Source organism: Deltaproteobacteria bacterium (assembly GCA_009930495.1).
Taxonomy (GTDB): domain Bacteria; phylum Desulfobacterota; class Desulfovibrionia; order Desulfovibrionales; family Desulfomicrobiaceae; genus Desulfomicrobium.
In genome coordinates, this window is the sequence record RZYB01000425.1 from 1 (window position 1) to 1,287 (window position 1,287).

2 protein-coding genes are annotated in these 1,287 nt (G+C 55.5%); both read right to left on the bottom strand.

The genetic code is table 11. The annotated features are described in order from the left end of the window. A partial coding sequence (locus EOL86_15200) for a Bax inhibitor-1/YccA family protein (protein ID NCD26916.1) occupies positions 1-419 on the bottom strand: 419 nt, incomplete at its 3' end. A gap of 38 nt (positions 420-457) precedes the next feature. Then, positions 458-1,108 (bottom strand): hypothetical protein, encoded by a 651-nt coding sequence (locus tag EOL86_15205; protein ID NCD26917.1) that lies wholly within the window; start codon positions 1,106-1,108, stop codon positions 458-460. Positions 1,109-1,287 lie beyond the last annotated feature (179 nt).

The following is a 1,287-nucleotide window of genomic DNA, read 5'->3' on the forward strand; positions in this document are numbered from 1 at the left end:
CCCCAGCCGGTCAGGTCCTTTTTGGTGGTCGCGCCGTAGACGCTCATCATGGCGAACATGCCGGTGCAGACAATGAACGCCTTGAAGATCGAGGCAGTCGTGTACACCAAAAGAATCGACGACAGCGTTGCTCCGTTCAGGGCACTGTACAACAAGAACAGCCCGGTGGCCGTGGCGGCGGACATGCGGTGCACCGCGCCGGACAGACCCAGGACCAATCCGAATTCGGCCAGGATCAGGCCCCAAAACAAAATGGGATTGGAAAAAATGGCGTTGGCGATGGCCGGGGTCGTGGCCACGCCATGGGCGACCAAGGCGGTCAGACCCAGGCCCACGGACATCCAGTTGAAAACGCCGCGCAAAAAGGCGTTCATGGTCTGGATATCGGTCCTGGAGCGGGGGATGGTCTGGAAATTCATGAGTCCTCCTTAAAAATGCGTTGGTTGGATGCTAAACATTATGACAGATGGTTGGATCGGATGCAGACATCGGGAAGATCGCGAACCTCGCTCACGGCTTGCACCAAGACCTTTTTGTCGTCCGGGTTGAGTTCCTGCAGATCGCCATCTTCATAAAAAACCAGAGCCCGTAGGCTTTCACTCGGCTGAAAATTGGGGCCAAAAAAAATTTTAGCTGCTGCAAGGCCTCTGGCGAGATCCTCTCCTGCTCGGATCATGGCCGCGATGTCTTTATAGTCTTTGGATTCCGCGCGCCGCAGAATGACTTTAACCTTGGTCGCCATCAAATCGGCAAGTGAGGCCACGCACAAAACCCCATCCTTGGTCAGGTCAGGCTCTCCGACCCGGCCAAAATCGACGGCGCCAAAAAAAGAAATTTTGACGGGTTCTCTATTTTCCCCCGTGTCTGAAACCAAAAAAGTCAGGCTATCGCGCTCGTCCTGAACAACAGTGGCTTGTGTCAACCACGGCATACTTTGTAGTAACTGCGTTTTGTCCAGGTGGATATCCGAAAAAAAATCAAAATCCACGGAATGCCTGTGCCCAAGCCGCAGAGCAATGGCCGTTCCCCCATAGAGTACAAACCCAAGGCCGACTGTCGGCTTAAGCTGAGGCCATACACGTTGCTGTGGTGGCGGCAAGATGGCCATGCAGGGGTGTAGAATCATGGTTCAACAAACCTCCGTCGGGGCATCTCCGGCACATGCCCCACTTCCGCCAATCCAAGCCGGTAATGCCAATACGCCCAGGAGCGCGGTCTGAATTGCCCTGCTTCGGCGTGACGCACAACGGCACGAAGGGTGTCGTCACCCACCAGCTTGGCCAAGGC